Genomic DNA, 18,179 nt, shown 5'->3' on the forward strand with positions numbered 1-18,179 from the left:
CCCTTTAGCCGTCGATGAGTGCATTTAGGGGCAGCATCGTGGTGGACTTGATCTCTTCCATCGACAGCAGCGCGGTCACGTTGTGGACGCGCACCTCAGAAATCAGGGTCTGATAGAATTCATCATACGCACGCGCGTTTTTTACCCGAACCTTGAGGATATAGTCGATGTCCCCGGCCAGCCTGTGCGCCTCTTGCACTTCTGGCCGATCCCGCAGGGCTTTGAGGAACTTGCGCTGCCATTCCGCCTCATGTTCCGAGGTGCGGATCAGCACGAAAAACGTGGCCTCGAACCCCAGTGCCTCTGCGTCCAGCAAAACGGTCTGCTGACCAATGACACCGGCCCCTTTCAGCTTGCGGATACGATTCCAAACCGGGGTCTTGGAACTGCCGACACGGGCTGCTATTTCGTCCAGCGATTGGCTGGCGTCGCGCTGTAGCTCGACCAGAATTTTCCGGTCTGTGTCATCAATCCGCACCGACATTCCAATTTTCCCTTCGATTCGAAACTCTCGTCCCAGATGAGGCCATTGACGGAACGAATGTTCTTATTTATGCGCCCATATGGCGCAATACCGGGAATATTTCCTATATTGCAGGTCAAGTCAAACCAACGGAACGAACCATGCAGCTTACGCATTCATATGATGGCACAGGACATGTCGACTTTGTCGGCGCGGGTCCGGGCGATCCGGAATTGCTGACGCTCAAGGCGCTGAACGCCTTTGAGCGGGCTGACGTCGTTCTGCATGACCGCCTGATCAGCGCTGAGGTTCTAGAATCGGCCGGCAAGACCGCTACTCTGGTTGATGTTGGCAAGGCGGGTTTTGGTCCTTCCTGGAAACAGGAAGACATTGACGCCCTGCTGGTTGAATACGCCCTGAAAGGTCAGCGCGTCGTACGCCTGAAATCTGGCGACCCAACCGTATTTGGCCGTCTGGATGAAGAGATCGAAGCGGTCGAGGCTGCGGGCATCACATGGCAGATCGTACCCGGCATCACAGCGGCGTCCGCTGCTGTTGCGGGGATTGGTCAAAGCCTGACCCGCCGCGGCCGCAACTCTTCGGTCCGTTTCCTGACCGGCCACGATATGAAGGGCTTTGCTGATCACGACTGGAACGCTCTGGCGCGTCCCGGTTCGGTGGCCGCGATCTATATGGGCAAAAAATCCGCCCGTTTCATTCAGGGCCGCCTGATCATGCACGGTGCCGACCGCGACACACCGGTGACTCTGGTCGAAAACGCCTCGCGCCCCGATCAGCGCATTCTGGCCACCAATCTGGACCAGCTGCCCAACGATCTGAACGCCGCCGAAATGGACGGCCCCACCCTGACCTTTTGCGGCCTCGCCCCGCGCCAAGCGGCCAAGGCCCTGACCGAATTCAAGAAGGAGCACGCCTGATGGCCCGCGCTTTTACTCCCAAAGTCGTCACTGCCAACGACCTGTTGGAAGGCGACGTAATCTACCTGACCGCAGATGACCGCTGGTCGCGTGAGCTGTCTGACGCCGAGTTGATCACCGATGAGGCGCACGCGCAGGTTCGCCTGCTGGATGCGTCGCGCCAGGTCGACCAGATCGTCGGTGCCTATTTGGCCGATGCGGTCGCAGGCGACAACGGCCCCGAACCCACCCATTTCCGTGAGGAGTTCCGCCGCACCGGACCCTCGAACTATGCCCATGGCAAGCAGGAAACAGAAACGCAGCCCCGGGCCTGACTTCCGGCCCTCTCTCTCCCCATAAAGGCCCCAAGGTTTCGGGGCTGCAACTAAGGACAGCTAGACATGTATCGCTACTCCGAGTTCGACACAGCATTCCTGGAAGAGCGCAACAAGCAGTTCCGCGCTCAGGTCGAGCGTCGTATTGACGGCTCGCTCACCGAAGATGAGTTCAAACCACTGCGCCTGATGAACGGCCTCTATCTGCAACTGCACGCCTACATGCTGCGCGTCGCAATCCCTTATGGCACGCTGTCCAGCGCGCAGATGCGCCAACTGGCTCTGCTGGCCGAGAAGTGGGACAAAGGCTATGGCCATTTCACCACCCGTCAGAACATCCAATACAACTGGCCGAAACTGAAAGACGTGCCGGATATGCTGGACGCGCTGGCCGAGGTCGGCATGCACGCCATCCAGACCTCGGGCAACACCATTCGCAACGTGACCGCCGACCATTTCGCCGGTGCTGCCGCGGATGAGATCGCTGACCCGCGCCCCTATGCAGAACTGCTGCGCCAGTGGTCGACCGACCACCCGGAATTCCAGTTCATGCCGCGTAAGTTCAAGATTGCCATCACCGGATCCGAAAACGACCGCGCCGTGATCAAGGCACATGACATCGGCCTGCAACTGGTCGAGCGTGACGGCGTTCTGGGTGCCCGCGTCATCGTCGGTGGCGGTCTGGGCCGCACCCCCATGATCGGCAAAGAGCTGTCCGAGTTCGTCGCCTTTGACGACCTGCTGGCCTATCTGGAAGCCACCGTTTCCGTCTGGAACCAGATCGGCCGCCGCGACAACAAGTACAAGGCGCGTATCAAGATCACCGTACACGAAAACGGCATCGACACCATCCGCGCCAAGGTCAACGAGCGCTTCCTGCAGGTCCGCCCGCAGTTCAAGGGTGCCGACATGAACCTGCTTGAAGAGATCAAGGGTCACTTTGCTGCCCCCGCCTTCCGTGAAGGGTCAGTTGCGTCGTTCGAAAGCGCCTATACCAATGATCCGGTCTTCCGCTCGTGGGTCGACACCAACATCGCGCCGCACAAGAACGCGGACCACGCGATTGTCACGATCTCAATCAAGAAGCACGGCGCAACGCCGGGTGATGCGACTGCCGAGCAGATGCGCGTGATGGCCGATCTGGCCGAAGAGTTCGCCTATGACGAGCTGCGCATCAGCCATGAGCAGAACGTGATCCTGCCGCATGTCCACAAATCAGACCTGCCCGCGATCCACGCGAAGCTGAAAGAGTACGAACTCGCCACCGCCAATATCGGCCTGATCAGCGACATCATCGCCTGCCCCGGCATGGACTACTGCGCGTTGGCGACCGCCCGCTCGATCCCGGTGGCGCAGGAAATCGCGACTCGTTTCGACGAGCTGAAGCTTGAGCATGATATTGGCCACCTGAAGATCAAGATCTCGGGCTGCATCAACGCATGTGGTCACCACCACGTGGGCCATATCGGCATTCTGGGTCTGGATCGTGCAGGCGTCGAGAACTACCAGATCACTCTGGGTGGCGACGGCACCGAGAACGCGGCCATTGGCGATCGCACCGGTCCGGGCTTTGCCTATGATGAGATCGTTCCGGCTGTGGAGCGCATCGTCGACACCTATCTGAACCAGCGGGAGAGCGCAGAAGAGACCTTCCTGGAAACTTACCGCCGTGTCGGTATGGCTCCGTTCAAGGCTGCACTCTACCCCGAGGCTCAGGCGAATGCCGCTTGACCTGATCCAGACGGAACTGGGCAAAGACCGCAGCGCACTGACCGAAAAGGTCGAGGCGCTGAACGCCCAGTTCCGCCACCACAGTGCGCATGACGTCATGCACGGCGCCATTGAAGAAATCGACAAGTTGGCTCTTGTATCCAGCTTTGGCGCGGAATCGGTTGTGTTGCTGCATATGGCAGCGGTGGTCGACAAGATGACCCCGGTGCTTTTCGTGGACACTCAGATGCTGTTTACCGAAACGCTGGAATACCAGCAGGAGGTCAGCGAACGCCTTGGGCTGCGCAACGTCCATATCATCCACGCGGATGATGAGGATATTCAGCGCGATGACCCCTATGGCGCGTTGCGCCTGCGGGACACGGATGCGTGCTGTAACCTGCGCAAGACCTTCCCGCTGCAAAAGGCCCTGACGGGCTATTGCGGCTGGATCACCGGGCGCAAACGGTTTCAGTCGGGGACCCGCGCGGCGCTCGACTTCTTCGAGGTCGAAGACGGCACAGGACGGATCAAGGTCAACCCGCTGGCCCACTGGGCGCCCGAAGATGTGCGCGCCTATATGGAAGAAAACAACCTGCCCCGGCACCCGCTGGTGGCCAAAGGATACCCTTCGATCGGTTGTGCGCCATGCACCTCGCCGGTCAAAGAGGGCGAAGACCCCCGCGCCGGACGTTGGCGCGACCAGAACAAGGAAGAATGCGGCATCCATTTTGTCGATGGCAAGATGGTGCCCGCCGGAGAGAAAACATGAACGTAATCGTATCGGATGAGGGGTTCGCCCCCGACGACTGGACCGACGGATTTGTCACGCTGGAAGACGCGGCAAATGATGTGGTCGCGCTGGATGTAGCCTCGGACACAGACCCGGATGAGTTGGTTGACCGTCTGGGCAACGCGCAAATGGTGCGCGTGGACTTTCCGTCTTCGGCAGATGGGCGAGGTTTCACAATCGCCCGGATTCTGCGCCTGAAAGGCTATACCGGCCGTCTGCGCGCCAAGGGTCACGTGCTGGCCGACCAATATGCCATGGCGCGCCGCAGCGGTTTTGACGAAGTTGAAATCGACGATGCGCTGGCCACCCGTCAGCCCGAAGACCAGTGGTTGGCCCGCGCCAACTGGAAAGACCACAGCTACCAGGCTCGCCTGCGCGGCTAAGCCCGCCATCGCCAGCTTGTGAAGAAACGGGGGCAAACTGTCCCCTTTTCTTGCCTTGTAACAATGTTTAAACGGAGATGCCGGTCACGCTGACCGACAGTGAAACCATGACAGAGATGAAGCCCGTGACCGAAGCAACCGCCGTGAAGGCCCCTGTCCTGCCGGACGCTCAGACCGTGACCGATGTGAAGCATTGGACCGACAGCCTGTTCTCGTTCAAAGTGTCGCGCCCTGCTTCACTGCGCTTCCGCTCGGGCGAGTTCGTGATGATCGGCCTGCTGGGCGACAACGGCAAACCGTTGCTGCGCGCCTATTCGATCGCCTCGCCCTCTTGGGACGAAGACCTGGAGTTTTACTCGATCAAGGTGCAGGACGGCCCGCTGACCTCAAAGCTTCAGCACATCAAACCGGGCGACCAGATCATCCTGCGGCCCAAGCCCGTCGGCACGCTGGTCCATGACGCCCTGCTGCCCGGCAAACGCCTGTGGTTCTTCGCAACCGGCACCGGCTTTGCGCCGTTTGCGTCTCTGCTGCGCGAGCCGCAGACCTATGAGGACTACGATGAGGTCATCATTACCCACACCTGCCGCGAAGTGGCAGAGCTGGAATACGGCCGTCAGCTGATTGAAAGCATCCGTAAGGATGAAATGCTGGCCGAGCTGATGGGTGAAGGCTTTGCCGACAAGATCCGCTATTACCCGACCACCACGCGGGAAGAGAGCCCTAAGATGGGCCGCATCACCGACCTGCTGAAAGACGGAACCGTGTTTGCCGATCTGGGCATCGAAGGCGGCATCAAACCGGAAACCGACCGCGCCATGGTCTGTGGGTCGCTGGCCTTTAACCTAGACATCAAAGCCATCCTGGAAGAGTTCAACCTGCGCGAAGGTGCAAACTCTGAACCCAAGGAATTCGTGATCGAAAAGGCTTTTGTCGGCTGATCGACTGGGTTGGCCGGGCCTTTCCTGACCCGGCCAGCCGATTCCCGCGTTATTTCGCGGGTAATTCGCACCTTTAAGCATTTAAGCCGCTTGAAACGCTGCCCTGCCCGGTCTAAATTCCGGGCTCGAAATTCTGCAATCATCAAAGGAATGAACCCATAGCTCGCAGACCCCACAACGCGCCGCCACAGAGAGACACCGGACCGCGCGTCAATGAAAAGATCCGTGCCCCCGAAATTCGCCTGATTGGCGCTGAAGGTGAAAACGTCGGGGTGGTTCATCCCGCCAAAGCCATGCAACTCGCCGCAGATGCCGGCCTTGACCTCGTCGAGATTTCGCCCAACGCGAACCCTCCGGTCTGCAAGATCATGGACTTCGGCAAGTTCAAATACGAACAGCAAAAACGCGAGAGCGAAGCCCGTAAGAAACAAAAAGTCATCGAGGTGAAAGAGGTCAAGTTCCGGCCCAACACCGACACCCATGACTATGACGTCAAGATGAAGAACGTCTTCAAGTTTCTGGAAAAGGGCGACAAGGTCAAAGTCACCCTGCGCTTCCGTGGCCGTGAAATGGCGCACCAGAATCTGGGTCGTGAGCTGCTGGAACGTGTGGCCGAGGACATCAAGGAACTGGGCAAGGTCGAGAACATGCCCAAGATGGAAGGTCGTCAGATGATCATGATGATCGGACCTCTGCCGCAGAAATAAGGTTCCTACAAACTGGAACGATAAAGCCTCCTCAGTTTTGAGGAGGCTTTTTCTTTTGCGGTTGGCCCGATCAGATTACCGACGAGATCGCCTTGCCAAGTTTCTCGACCAGTTCATCAATCTGCGCATCTTCAATGATGAACGGCGGCGCCAGAAGAATGTGATCGCCTAACCGACCGTCGCGCGTACCTGACATGGGGTAACAGATCAGACCTTCGGCCAAAGCGGCCTTTTTGATCTTGCCCGCCACGCCAAGCGCAGGATCGAACGGCGTCTTGGTATCCCGATCCGAGACTAGTTCAATGCCCCGGAACAAGCCCCGGCCCCGAATATCCCCGACATTAGGGTGCTGGCCCAATGCGGCTTCAAGCGCTGATTGCAGCTTGTCGCCCATCACTCCTGCGCGTGCAGGAAGGTCTCGACTAGTCAGTTCACGGACAACGGCCAAGGCCGCCGCCGTTGCCACGGGATGCCCGATGTAGGTGTGACCATGCTGGAAGAAACCCGACCCGTCACGGATCGCATCATATATCTGCCCCGTACACAGCATGGCACCGATCGGCTGATATCCGGCCCCCAACCCTTTGGCTATACACAGAATATCCGGGGCCACGCCGTCATGGTCGCAAGCAAACAGATGTCCCGTCCGCCCCATGCCGCACATCACCTCATCCAGGATCAGCAAAACGCCATACCGGTCACAGATTTCGCGGATACGCTTGAAATACCCCTCGACCGCTGGAACTGCGCCCAGAGTTGCCCCCACAACCGGCTCGGCAATAAAGGCCATTACGGTTTCGGGACCGAGCGTGAGTATCTCTGCCTCCAACTCATTGGCAACGAGCTGACCGTAATCATAGCTGCTCTCACCATCCGGCTTTTCGGCATATTCATAGCACGGCGCGATATGAGTCATGTCGATCAGCATCGGTGCGAATTGCTCCCGCCGCCACGCGTTCCCGCCAGCGGACAATGCGCCCAGAGTATTGCCGTGATAGCTTTGCCGCCGTGCAATCACGTGTCGCCGGTCCGGCTGTCCGATTTCAAGAAAGTACTGACGCGCCAACTTGATCGCGGCCTCGGTCGCCTCGGACCCACCCGAGACGAAATAGACCCGGTCCAGATCCCCCGGCGCATGTTTGATCAGCAAATCCGCCAGCGCCTCGGCCGGTTCTGATGTCATAAAGCCGGTGTGGGCAAAGGCAATTTGCTCGACCTGCTTTTGAACGGCTTCGATCACCGCTGGATTGGAATGCCCCAGACACGACACCGCCGCGTCTCCGCAATCAAGATACCGGCGGCCTTGCGCATCAATCAGGTAACACTCATCTCCGCCTGCGGCGACTGGCAGGTCTGACTTCGTGTGGCGCGGAAATACGTGGCTCATTTGAGTGCCCCCTCCAATTTGGCAACAAGCGCCGACACGGACGCTGCATTATCCTTCCAGACAGATCCGTTTTCATCCGTCAGACTGTTTTCAAAACCGACTCGGACATCCCCGCCCAGATGGGCTGCATACGCCAGGCAATCATGTTCTCGCGACCCAAAGGCACACACCATCCAAGGTGATTTGTCTGTCGGGAACAGATCCAGATCCTGCGGCACGGATTGCTGGCCCGTGGAATATCGCCCCAGCACCAGCAACCGGTCGACTTGCTCGTCCCGAACAGTGCCGTCTATTTGCCACTGCTTCAACAATGCGGCGTCTTCTGCATCATAGAGGATATGCTGAACGCGCGTTCCCTGCTCGGCACAAAGGCCGTAGACCTTTGCAGCCAGTTCGGGCGACCGCGCGATCTCACGCACAGAGACCGAGGCCCAATCGGGTCGCACCTGTTCCAGACACGTAAGTTGAGCGGGTACGTCAAATACTCCCGCCGCCTCGGTCGTGATTTGCAGCTCCAATGAGGGTACTGCCTGCTGCAAGGCCGCCAGCGTCTCCAGATACCGACCCGCGTCTAAGGAGTGCCGCCCTTCGGCATCGCGAACATGCAAATGGAGCCCGTCGGCCCCAGCCCGAAAACAGGACAGAGCGGTATCGACAATCTGATCCAGTGAAACAGGCAGTTCAGGATGATCCAAAGTACCGCGCCGCGCCCCGTTCGGAGCGGCAAGAACATAAGGCCGCCCGGCGGCTATGGTTTCCGATTGCGAATCTGACATGCGCATTCCTCAGGTTAAGCTTGCCTCATCTAATCTTCCCGTATGTGTTTTTTACTTGATAATTTCATAACATTTGTTTTTTTACAGTAATGGAGAATACACCAAACCAAATCACAGACCGCTTGCGCCAGAATATCTCGGGATTGCCTCCGGCACTTCAGGCTGCGGCCAAGTATATTATCGACCACCCTGGCGACTTTGGCCTTAATCCGATCCGTACTTCGGCAAGCCGTATCGGTGTCAGCTCAAACGTTTTGGTCCGGCTGGCTCAGCGCATGGGCTTTGATAGTTTCGAAGCATTTCGCACCCCTTTTCGTTCAGCATTAGTGACAGATCGGGAACATGATCTGGGGCAGGATTGGTTGGCAAATCTGCAATCCCAGGATGCGTTCAGCACTGCACAGGCAAAACTGGCGCAAAACGAACAAAACGTGGTCACAAGGTCGTTGCGTTTGATGAAGCCTGAGAATGTCCGTGACGCGATCCAACACATCATGTCGGCCAAACGGTGTTTCGTGACGGCCACCCGCGCCAGCTATGCACTGGCTTACTACTTTTCCTATACAGGGCGAATGGCGCATCCGGGGATCCAGCTGGTACCGCGCCATGTCGGCTCGGCCACCGACGATCTGCTAGAAGCGAACAGCCAGGACTGCCTTATAGCAATAACCGTGCAGCCCTATTCCGCAGACACCATCCAATCAATGCGCTTTGCCAAAGAACGGGGCCTGCGCCTGATCCTGATCTCGGACAGTGACGTGATCGCGCCCGGTGTCGAACCTGACATCGCTTTCACCATCAGCACCCGCGCATTGCACCCGTTTTCCTGCTTCACCGGTGCCATGGCAGTACTGGAATGCCTGCTGGGCCATCTCTTTGACGCGGGTGGAGACGCCGCCCGGCATCGCAGCGATGCCTACCAAAAAGCGCGCGAGGATACGGGGGCCTATTGGCAACCTTCCAAACCGCCCCGAGTGCGCCGTTTATGAACACACCCGAGGCTTTGCAGGTTCAGTCTACTGACAGGCTTCGACAGCCCGTTTTGTCATGACGCCGACAAGATGCGCCCTGTAGGCTTTGCTGCCATGCAGGTCGCCGATCATATTGGCCGGGTTTATACTCAAACCCATCAGCGCATCGGACCTGAACTCTTTGTTCAGCGCTTCTTCCGCCTCGGACCAACGGAAAACACCGTCTTCACTTGCGCCGGTCACGGCAACGCGCACTCCATCTGCAAACCGCGCCACATAAACTCCAACCAGTGCAAAGCGCGACGCTGGTTGCAGGAACTTTTGATAACTCGCAGCCTGCGGCACCGGGAACCGAACCGAAGTTATAACCTCCCCCTCATCCAGAGCGGTCGAAAACAGACCCTCGAAAAAATCATCCGCAGCAATGTGGCGCGCGTTTGTGACAATCGTTGCACCCGAGCCCAACGCCCCCGCAGGATAGCACGCCGCAGGATCATTGTTGGCTATCGACCCGCCAATCGTCCCGCGATTACGTACCGCCGGGTCGCCGATCTGACCGGCCAGAGCCGCCAGCGCCGGATAGCTGCCCGCGGCCTCAGCTGCCACCGCAGCGTGTGTCGTCGCGCCACCAATCGACACCGAGCCGTCATCCTCGACGCACACGCCCTTCATCTCGGCAATTCCGCTCAGCGACACCAGAGCCGACGGCGCCGCCAACCTCTGCTTTAACGTCGGGATCAGTGTCTGCCCTCCGCCCAAAGCCTGGGCATCTTCCGCGCCCAACGCGGCCACAGCATCGGCAATGGTCGAGGGTTTTTCGAACTCGAAATTGTACATTTCGTCTTCCTTTCCGAAAGGCGCGGATCCGCCCTTCATCTGGCTGTAAATATCTCGGGGGTCCGGGGGCTGGCCCCCAGTCCGCCCTCTCCATTCAGCTGTTCATTGCCGCCCAAACGCGCGACGGGCTCATCGGCATGTCGATGTGATCAACCGACTTACCACCCGAATTCAGCGCATCCAGCACCGCGTTGACGACCGCAGGCGGAGACCCGATCGCCCCGGCCTCACCGCAGCCTTTCACACCCAGTGGATTGTGCGTACAGGGCGTCTGGCTGGAATGATCCACAGCATAAAACGGAACATCATCGGCGCGCGGCATCGCGTAATCCATGAAGGACCCGCTCAGCAATTGACCGTTCTCGTCATAGGCGCAGTTCTCAAGCAGAGCCTGCCCGATGCCCTGACCAATCCCGCCATGGACCTGGCCATCGACGATCATCGGGTTGATGATGTTGCCAAAGTCATCCGCAGCCGTGAACTTTTCGATGCTGACCTGACCGGTATCGGGGTCAACCTCGACCTCACAGGCATAAGCGCCCGCCGGGAAGGTGAAATTGGCCGGGTCATAGAACGCGGTCTCTTCCAGCCCCGGCTCCACTTCCAGCGGGTAGTTGTGCGGCACATAAGCTGTCAGGGTCACATCGCCCCAGGCCACCGACTTGTCGGTACCTGCAACGCTGAACTGACCGTCCTTCAGCTCAATATCCGCCTCGGACGCCTCCAGAAGGTGTGCTGCGATCTTCTTGGCCTTCTCGATCACCTTCTCGGTCGCTTTGACCATGGCCGATCCACACACCGCCAGAGACCGAGACCCATAGGTCCCCATCCCAAACGGGATCTTGGACGTATCGCCATGCACAATCTCGACCATCGACTCGTCGATGCCAATCATGTCGGCCACAACCTGCGGAAAGGCGGTCTCGTGCCCCTGCCCGTGGCTGTGCGCGCCAACCATGACGCTGATCGAGCCGGTGGCGTTCACACGCACCGTCGCCGCATCATAGAGACCCGCGCGAGCCCCCAGCATGCCAACGATATTCGACGGGGCAATCCCGCAAGCCTCGATATAACAGTTGATGCCCAGACCACGCAGCTTGCCGTTGGCCTCGCTAGCAGACCGACGTGCCGCAAAGCCCGACAAATCGGCAGCGGCTTCAAGCTTGTCCATCGTCCCGTTGTAGTCCCCGGTGTCATAGGTCAGTGCAACCGGCGTGTCATAGGGGAACTGAGTAACAAAGTTCTGACGCCGCAACGCAATCGGATCGACCCCCAGTTCGCGTGCAGCCTTGTCAACCACGCGCTCTAGCTGGAACGTCGCCTCGGGACGACCCGCGCCGCGATAGGCATCCACCGGCACCGTGTTGGTGAACATAGCTTTCACATTCACCTGAATGACCGGCGTTTTGTAGTTGCCCGCCATCAGGGTGCCATGCAGCCAGGTCGGAACCGAGCTGGAGAAGGTCGACAAATACGCACCCAGATTGGCAAACGTATTGGTCCGAAGGCCGATAAAGTTGTTATCCGCATCCAAAGCCAGTTCGATGGTGCTGACATGGTCGCGACCATGCGCATCGGACATGAATGCCTCGGTTCGGCTGGACGACCACTTGACCGGGCGGCCACAGGCCTTGGCTGCAAAGGTACAGAACGCCTCTTCGGCGTAGTGGAAGATTTTGGTTCCAAATCCGCCGCCCACATCCGGGGCGACAACGCGGACCTTGTGCTCGGGCAGGCCCAGAACAAAGGCGCACATCAGCAAGCGGATCACGTGCGGGTTTTGCGACGTTGTGTATAGCGTATACTCTTCAGTCGCACGGGCATACTCGGCCACGGCCACGCGAGGTTCCATCGGATTGGCAACCAGTCGGTTGTTGACCAGATCCAGAGTGGTCACATGCGCCGCGTTGGCAAAGACTTCATTGACCTTTGCGTCATCGGCCTCACCCAACTGCCAGTCATAGCAGATGTTATTCTTCAGATCGTCATGGACCAGCGTCGCGCCATCCTGCGCGGCAGCTTTCATGTCCAGAACGGCAGGAAGGACCTCAATGTCGACGTCAATCGCCTCAGCCGCGTCACGAGCTTTTTCCAGACTGTCGGCCACCACGGCAGCAATCGGGTCACCCACGTGGCGGACCTTGCCTTGGGCCAATATCGGGTGCGGCGGCTCTTGCATCGGCGCGCCGTGCTTGTCGGTGACCTCCCAGCCGCAGGGCATCCCGCCCACGCCTTCAAAGTCTTTACCAGTGAAAACCCTGACCACGCCGGGCATGTTTTCCGCTGCCGAGGTGTCTACAGATTTGATCCGGCCATGCGCGATGTCAGACCGCAGGAAATGCACATAGGCCTGGCCATGCACGTTGATGTCGTCGGTATAGTTGCCTGCTCCGGTCAGAAAGCGCACGTCCTCGCGCCGTTTGGAACTGGCTCCGATGCCACTGTCTTTGGGCATTGCTTGTTCTCCTCCCATAAACGGATGCATGCGCATCCAGTCTCAACCCACGGGCGTCCTCCTCACGCCCGCAGTGGCATCATTCGGCAGCGATGCTGCTGACGTCCTGACCGGATGCGGCCATGATCGCCTTGACGATGTTGTGATATCCGGTGCAGCGGCACAGATTGCCTTCCAGGTACTTGCGGATTTCGGCCTCGGTCGGGCGCGGGTTGTCCTTGAGCAGCGCTGCCGCGCTCATCACCATGCCCGGAGTACAGAAGCCGCATTGCAGACCGTGGTGATCCTGAAACGCCTGTTGGATCACGTTCAGCGACCCGTCGGCGTTGGCCTGCCCTTCGATGGTGCCCACATCGGCTCCATCAGCCTCAAGCGCCAGCATGTTGCAGGATTTGACCGCCTCGCCGTTAACATGAACCACACACGCGCCGCATTGCGCGGTGTCGCAGCCCACATGGGTGCCGGTCAGCGACAGGTGATCGCGCAGAAAGCTGGACAGCAAAGTCCGGCCTTCGACATCACCGCTCACGGATTTTCCGTTCACGGTCATTGAGACCTGTGTCATTAGCTCCTCCCTAAATGAAATTCTCCCTGCCCCGAGTTAAACACGGGAATTTTTGTTTGAGAACAAAAATATTTAGCGAATTTACTAGGGTCTGTTGACAATCAGCGTGCGGCGACGAGCATAGCGCAGAGGTGCCAGTTAGCAGCGTAACTGATGTCGGTCTTGTCGTATCGCGTTGCTATACCTCTGAATTCCTTGATCTTTGCGAAGTAATTTTCAATCAGATGACGCCACTTGTACATGTGGGTATCGTAGTCTCTCAGCATTTTTCGGTTCGATTTTGGCGGGATAACAGCAGTAGCGCCGCGCTCATCAAGGTCTTTCAGAAGCCAATCAGAATCGAAGGCTTTGTCGGCCAGCAAAGCTCCGAAGGAGACATCCTGGATCAGGGGAGCAACTCCTTTCATGTCGTGTGCTTGCCCCGGTAGAAGCAGAAAACGGAACAAGTTGCCGAGCGCATCGACCAGGGCCACAATCTTGGTCGTCAGCCCGCCGCGAGAGCGTCCGATGGCTTGATGCTGAGTCCCCCTTTTGCGCCCGACGCCTTCTGATGGACTTGCACAATTGTTCCGTCGATCAGAGCGTATTCGAGGTCGGGCTCTCTGCTTATAGCATTGAAAAGACTCTCAAACACACCGGCTTTGGCCCATCGACGAAAGCGTTTGAAAACCGAATTCCAGTTACCGAAATCCTTGGGTAGGTCACGCCATGGCGCGCCTGTTCGTACGCGCCAAAGTACCGCTTCCATGAACCGTCGATTATCCTGACCCGTCGCCCCCGGGTCACCGGCCTTGCCGGGCAGGAGCAGCGCCATCTTCTCCCAAAGATCATCCGAAATCACAAAACGGTTTTCGTCCATTCAAACCTCCATTTTGGAAACTTGAATCAGAGTTCAGACAAATTGTGAATCCCAAATGTCAACAGACCCTAGCGCCTTACGCGGGCAGTCTTCATAGGTATAGCGCTGACGGAGAAAGGCAAATTATCTCCGGGATGCCCTTGGCTGCGGTCGCGTCGGAATTTCCTTGAGAAGTCCCCCGACGCCCATCCCGGCGATATCCGCCGCGCTTGTACTGATCCCGCAAGCGACACGAGACAGAACCCAGTCCGCCCCGTTCAGCGCCGGAGATCGCGCACATCCCGGCAGGCCGATCACCGGTTTTTGCCCCAGCGACCCGATAAACAAAAGGTTGCCCGGATCGACCGGCATGCCGAACCGGTCCACCTGCCCCCCTGCTGCGCGCACGGCCTCGGGGGCAACATCCTGCACGTCCGACGTGGCTGAACCGGTCAGAATCATCACCACATCGCCCTGCGTTTCTGAAACTGCTTTCGCAAGCGCTTCGGTCTGATGGGGAACAATCCGCACGTCAGGCATTTCCATGCCCAAGGCTTCGACACGGCCCCGAATTGCAGCGATGCCTTTTTCGTTCGGCGGCCCGCCGGGGATATCGGTCACCACAAGTCCGGCCTTGCGATAGACGGGCGCAGCCAAGCACACAGCCCTCTGCGCCAGACGAGAGACCTCCATAACATCCCCGCCCGGAACGGCGTAAGAGATGACTTTGATTGTTGCGACCATGCCGCCGGCGCTCATCTGCTGGTATTGCGGCACAGTGGCGACCGTGATCATCGGGTTGACCTGATTAAAGGCCTCTAACGCTGCGACATCCAGAACAGCTACGCCCGGCCCATCCGCCAACAAGTTAACGCGACCGGTCACCGGTTGCGTCACCCTCAACGCGGCGGCGGCGGGATCAGGCACCAGTGCGTCAGCCAGCATTTGAGCGGCTTTGTCCTCGTGGCAATCGCCCGGCTCTAACCGAGCCACTGTTATGGAACTGTACCCTGCTGAGGCCAGCTGCGCCTGATGTTCAGCCGTCAGTGTGATCCCTTTGCGCAGCTTTCGGTCACCCACTTGCACTGAATGCGCCAGAATGGTTCCGGCGGCCTGATCTACGGGAACTGGGCCGAATTTCACGCTTTGCCCCGCAATACAGCCGTCATTTGCGCCAGAATGGCCACCGCAATTTCTGACGGTCCGGCGGCACCAATATCCAGACCGATAGGGCCATGGATGCGTCCGATCTGATCGTCGGTGAAACCCGCCTCTTTCATCCGTGCCACGCGTTTGGCATGGGTGCGCGTCGATCCCAGCGCGCCGATGTAGAAAACCCCGGCCTGCAAGGCTGCCTGTAACGCCGGATCATCCAGTTTGGGATCATGCGTCAACAGCACAACGGCTGTACGCGCATCCATACCCAGTTTGGCCACCGCTTCGTCCGGCCAGTCGGTCAGGATCGTCTCGCCCGGGAAACGCTCGTTCGAGGCAAACGCCTCACGCGGGTCAACAATAGCCGGGTCATATCCGGCGATCCGTGCCATCGGCACCAGTGCCTGCGCGATATGGACCGCGCCCACGATGATCAAACGCAGCGGAGGGTTGTGGACCGCGACAAAGGTCTGGCCATCCTCCTCAAACCCGGAGCGGTCCATGCGCAGCCGCTCGGCGTAGACGTTGCGGCGCAAGGCCCGGTGGCCAGTTTCAACGTTCACTTCATAGGCGACTGGCTCGCGGTTCGCGCGCGCGGCAACCAGTTCTTGCAGCATAGGTGCAGGCAGCACGGAACCTACAGGTTCAACCAGCACACGGATTGTGCCGCCGCAGGCCAGACCCACGGCAAAGGCGTCTTCATCGCTGACGCCAAATTCCAACAACCGCGCCTCGCCTTCGTCGATCGCCTCCAGCGCTTCGACAACGACAGCGCCCTCGACGCAGCCGCCCGAGACCGAACCCTCGATCCGACCGTCACCACCGATGACCAACTGCGCCCCAACACGGCGGGGTGCGCTGCCCCAGGTCTCGACAACCGTGGCCAAGGCCGTGGGCCTGCCGTCACCATACCAGCGCAGGGCCGTTTCGGGGCTGTTGTCGAATCTGTCCATGGTATTCTCCGGGCGTGTTCCAACCCAACATAGGCAGGTTTGGCGGGATGAAAAGGAACCTGTACGTCTGACGCTTGTACGAACGTGTCCCACACCGATTTTCCGCCAGTCGCGAAAAGGATTGATTGCCAGGAAACCTGATTCCGGCCTAAACGCTTAGTCGCTGCATTCTGATATGCGCATATTTTTGATAGAGGAGACAAAACCTTGAAACGCATTTTTTCACTCGGAATGGCAATTGGCCTGTTGGCGTCAACAGCGGTCAGCGCAGATACGTTCCTGCGTTACGGTGAGGTTGAAGGTTGGAAGGTCTTCATCGACCAAGACAAGAAATCCTGCCTGATCGAGGCTGTGGACGACTCGGAAAACGTTGTGCAGATGGGTCTGACCGAAGATCGCGGTGTCGGCTATGTGGGCGTTTTCACCAAGGCCAAGACCGACATCAAGCGCGGCGAAACAGAGGCCGTGGCGATCCTGTTGGGTGACAACATTTATCTGGGCGAAGCCACCGGCATGAAGGGCAACATCACCAAGGGTTATTCCGGCGGTTACGTCCTGTCGGACGATCCGCAATTCGCGGATGACATCGCCAAGCAGAAAGTCATGGTCGTGTTTCCCGAGAAAGAGTTTGCCTTTACCGTTGATCTGACTGGCACCTACAAAGCCATGGAAATGGCGCGCAAGTGCAACGAAGAACAGTTAAGCTGAGCTTCAGCCCGAAAGCGCGGTCATCAGCCGCGCTTTCTCACCTACGTCGTCGGGCCTTGAGATGACGGCAGCCAGATCTTCGAGCGATGCAATCGAGTGACCGGCGCGGAAGCTGTCCACATGCGGCAGCATCGCAGCGACACCCTGCGCCTTGGGCGCGAAGCCATACCAGCGTAGCAGCGGATTGAGCCAGATCAGACGCCGTGCCGACAGGTGCAACCGCTCTGTCTCTTTCCCAAGTGCTTCGGGATCGCCCCGGTCCAGCCCATCCGAGATCAGCAAAACCACCGCGCCCTGCCCCATGACCCGCCGCGACCAATCGCGGTTGAAGGCGTGCAGGCATTCCCCGATGCGCGTGCCGCCTTCCCAATCCTGCGCTTCAGCTCCGGCGGCGGCCAGCGCGGCGTCGACATCGCGCTGTTGCAGGTGACGAGTGATGTTGGTCAGACGGGTGCCGAAGGTGAAGGCGTGAACCCGCGCCCATCCGGCCCCTTTGGCGTTTGAGACCGCGTGCAGGAAATGCAGGATGATCCGGCTGTATTGGCTCATTGACCCGGAAATATCGCAGAGCACCACCAGATTGGGCCAGCGCGGTTTTGGCTTAAGCCGGGCAATGTCGCGCAACTCGCCGCCTTGTCGCATCGCGGCCCTAAGGGTTCGGGCGCGGTCAATCCGGTGCCCCAGATGACTGGCCTGCCCACGGCGCGAGGCGATGGGTTTTACCGGCAACGAAAGCCGGGCCAGCATTTGTTTGGCCTGCGCGATTTCGTCCGTGCTCATCTGTTCAAAGTCAAGAGAGCGCAGACGCTCTTCGGACGATGCGGTTTGTGAGGCATCAATCTCTAGTTCGGTTTCGCCCGTTTGATCCTCGGTCTCAGGCAGGTCGCGCTCAACACCTTCCAGCAACGCCTCAGCCGCACGTTTTTCCCCCGCGTCTGCTTTGCGCTCTTCCTGCACGCCGCGAATGGCAGGCAGCATCATGGACATCATGTGCTCCAGATACCGAGGGTCGCGCCAATAGAGGCGAAAGACCTGCGCGAACACGGTGCGGTGTTCCGGGCGGTTCACGAAACAGGCATGCAGGGTCCAGTAAAAATCCCGTTTTTCGGTAAACCCTGCCGCCTCAACGGCCCGAATGGCATCGACCACTCTGCCCGTCCCGATGGGTAGGCCCGCCTTGCGCAAGGCCCGCGCAAAATGGGTGATGTTCCGGGCCAGTTTGGGATTGTCAGGGATATCCAGGGGGAGTTGCTCTGACATTAAAAAACATGGGGGCTCTGCCCCC

Annotated in this window: 19 protein-coding genes; 9 read left to right on the forward strand and 10 right to left on the reverse strand. The window is 58.9% G+C overall.

Annotated elements, in window-relative coordinates:
- Positions 1-4 precede the first annotated feature (4 nt).
- Positions 5-484, reverse strand: coding sequence for an Lrp/AsnC family transcriptional regulator (locus ACOQOY_RS03480; RefSeq protein WP_420584100.1), 480 nt, complete (start codon positions 482-484; stop codon positions 5-7).
- A gap of 140 nt (positions 485-624) precedes the next feature.
- Between ACOQOY_RS03480 and cobA the strand changes: the two genes are divergently transcribed.
- From cobA to infC, 7 genes are all read left to right on the forward strand, one after another.
- Positions 625-1,401 carry a uroporphyrinogen-III C-methyltransferase gene (gene cobA, locus ACOQOY_RS03485; RefSeq protein ID WP_420584101.1) on the forward strand — a complete coding sequence of 259 codons (777 nt, stop codon included), beginning with the start codon at positions 625-627 and terminating at the stop codon, positions 1,399-1,401.
- Positions 1,401-1,715: a DUF2849 domain-containing protein gene (locus ACOQOY_RS03490; protein WP_420584102.1), complete on the forward strand. Its 315-nt coding sequence runs from the start codon at positions 1,401-1,403 to the stop codon at positions 1,713-1,715. Before cobA ends, ACOQOY_RS03490 begins: the two co-directional genes overlap by 1 nt.
- Positions 1,716-1,781: 66 nt before the next feature.
- The gene (locus ACOQOY_RS03495; protein ID WP_420584103.1) at positions 1,782-3,446 is read left to right on the forward strand and encodes a nitrite/sulfite reductase; all 1,665 of its coding nucleotides are present in this window, start codon (positions 1,782-1,784) and stop codon (positions 3,444-3,446) included.
- On the forward strand, positions 3,436-4,197 hold the full coding sequence (locus ACOQOY_RS03500) for a phosphoadenylyl-sulfate reductase (RefSeq protein ID WP_420584104.1): 762 nt from the start codon (positions 3,436-3,438) through the stop codon (positions 4,195-4,197). The genes ACOQOY_RS03495 and ACOQOY_RS03500 overlap by 11 nt, the downstream gene beginning before the upstream one ends.
- Positions 4,194-4,601 carry a DUF934 domain-containing protein gene (locus ACOQOY_RS03505; protein ID WP_420584105.1) on the forward strand — a complete coding sequence of 136 codons (408 nt, stop codon included), beginning with the start codon at positions 4,194-4,196 and terminating at the stop codon, positions 4,599-4,601. Before ACOQOY_RS03500 ends, ACOQOY_RS03505 begins: the two co-directional genes overlap by 4 nt.
- A 107-nt stretch (positions 4,602-4,708) precedes the next feature.
- Complete coding sequence (locus tag ACOQOY_RS03510) at positions 4,709-5,542, forward strand: ferredoxin--NADP reductase (protein ID WP_420584106.1); 834 nt, start codon at positions 4,709-4,711, stop codon at positions 5,540-5,542.
- Positions 5,543-5,700: 158 nt separating this feature from the next.
- Positions 5,701-6,249, forward strand: coding sequence for a translation initiation factor IF-3 (gene infC, locus ACOQOY_RS03515; RefSeq protein ID WP_420587202.1), 549 nt, complete (start codon positions 5,701-5,703; stop codon positions 6,247-6,249).
- 70 nt (positions 6,250-6,319) lie between these two features.
- On the opposite strand, the gene ACOQOY_RS03520 is transcribed toward infC, so the two are convergent.
- Together ACOQOY_RS03520 and ACOQOY_RS03525 are read right to left on the reverse strand one after the other, a co-directional pair.
- Entirely contained in the window at positions 6,320-7,636 is a 1,317-nt protein-coding gene (locus ACOQOY_RS03520) for an aspartate aminotransferase family protein (RefSeq protein WP_420584107.1), read from the reverse strand.
- Positions 7,633-8,412, reverse strand: a complete 780-nt coding sequence (locus tag ACOQOY_RS03525; protein WP_420584108.1) for a 3-keto-5-aminohexanoate cleavage protein — start codon at positions 8,410-8,412, stop codon at positions 7,633-7,635. The genes ACOQOY_RS03520 and ACOQOY_RS03525 overlap by 4 nt, the downstream gene beginning before the upstream one ends.
- Positions 8,413-8,534: 122 nt before the next feature.
- Here ACOQOY_RS03525 and ACOQOY_RS03530 point away from each other — a divergent pair, with 122 nt between their 5' ends.
- Positions 8,535-9,401, forward strand: a complete 867-nt coding sequence (locus ACOQOY_RS03530; protein WP_420584109.1) for a MurR/RpiR family transcriptional regulator — start codon at positions 8,535-8,537, stop codon at positions 9,399-9,401.
- A 27-nt stretch (positions 9,402-9,428) separates the two neighbouring features.
- On the opposite strand, the gene ACOQOY_RS03535 is transcribed toward ACOQOY_RS03530, so the two are convergent.
- The 6 genes from ACOQOY_RS03535 to ACOQOY_RS03560 all read right to left on the reverse strand — a co-directional run bounded on the left by ACOQOY_RS03535 (position 9,429) and on the right by ACOQOY_RS03560 (position 16,186).
- Positions 9,429-10,220, reverse strand: a complete 792-nt coding sequence (locus tag ACOQOY_RS03535) for an FAD binding domain-containing protein (RefSeq protein ID WP_420584110.1) — start codon at positions 10,218-10,220, stop codon at positions 9,429-9,431.
- Between the two features lie 94 nt (positions 10,221-10,314).
- Entirely contained in the window at positions 10,315-12,675 is a 2,361-nt protein-coding gene (locus ACOQOY_RS03540) for a xanthine dehydrogenase family protein molybdopterin-binding subunit (protein WP_420584111.1), read from the reverse strand.
- A 79-nt stretch (positions 12,676-12,754) separates the two neighbouring features.
- Positions 12,755-13,240: a (2Fe-2S)-binding protein gene (locus tag ACOQOY_RS03545; protein WP_420584112.1), complete on the reverse strand. Its 486-nt coding sequence runs from the start codon at positions 13,238-13,240 to the stop codon at positions 12,755-12,757.
- A 101-nt stretch (positions 13,241-13,341) separates the two neighbouring features.
- Positions 13,342-14,099, reverse strand: a protein-coding gene (locus ACOQOY_RS03550) for an IS5 family transposase (protein WP_420583776.1) whose coding sequence is annotated in 2 segments (ribosomal slippage) — positions 13,342-13,763 and positions 13,763-14,099 — 759 coding nt in all. Because the reading frame shifts where the segments join, the coding sequence is not laid out codon by codon here.
- A 123-nt stretch (positions 14,100-14,222) separates the two neighbouring features.
- Positions 14,223-15,221, reverse strand: coding sequence for a molybdopterin-binding protein (locus ACOQOY_RS03555; protein WP_420584113.1), 999 nt, complete (start codon positions 15,219-15,221; stop codon positions 14,223-14,225).
- Complete coding sequence (locus ACOQOY_RS03560; RefSeq protein WP_420584114.1) at positions 15,218-16,186, reverse strand: XdhC family protein; 969 nt, start codon at positions 16,184-16,186, stop codon at positions 15,218-15,220. Before ACOQOY_RS03560 ends, ACOQOY_RS03555 begins: the two co-directional genes overlap by 4 nt.
- A gap of 207 nt (positions 16,187-16,393) precedes the next feature.
- On the opposite strand from ACOQOY_RS03560, the gene ACOQOY_RS03565 reads away from it, so the two are divergent.
- Complete coding sequence (locus ACOQOY_RS03565) at positions 16,394-16,894, forward strand: hypothetical protein (protein ID WP_420584115.1); 501 nt, start codon at positions 16,394-16,396, stop codon at positions 16,892-16,894.
- Positions 16,895-16,897: 3 nt separating this feature from the next.
- On the opposite strand, the gene ACOQOY_RS03570 is transcribed toward ACOQOY_RS03565, so the two are convergent.
- Positions 16,898-18,154, reverse strand: coding sequence for a vWA domain-containing protein (locus tag ACOQOY_RS03570; RefSeq protein WP_420584116.1), 1,257 nt, complete (start codon positions 18,152-18,154; stop codon positions 16,898-16,900).
- Positions 18,155-18,179: the final 25 nt, after the last annotated feature.

The sequence above is a fragment of the Ruegeria sp. genome (assembly GCF_965221235.1).
GTDB lineage: Bacteria > Pseudomonadota > Alphaproteobacteria > Rhodobacterales > Rhodobacteraceae > Ruegeria.